The following is a 201-nucleotide window of genomic DNA, read 5'->3' on the forward strand; positions in this document are numbered from 1 at the left end:
CATCGAACTCAGGTCTTGAAACCAACAGGGATCGGCTCCCTTTCCCCCTCTCCCATTGGGAGAGGGCTGGGGTGAGGGGCTGGTTATCTCCCGCACCACATAATCCGAAGCAAACAAAAAAATGCCGCTCAACGAGCGGCATTTTCATTGGCACAACAAACAGCTATTTACGCAGATCAAACCGATCCAGATTCATCACCT

Source organism: Pseudomonas sp. Sample_9 (assembly GCF_004307535.1).
GTDB lineage: Bacteria > Pseudomonadota > Gammaproteobacteria > Pseudomonadales > Pseudomonadaceae > Aquipseudomonas > Aquipseudomonas mercuritolerans.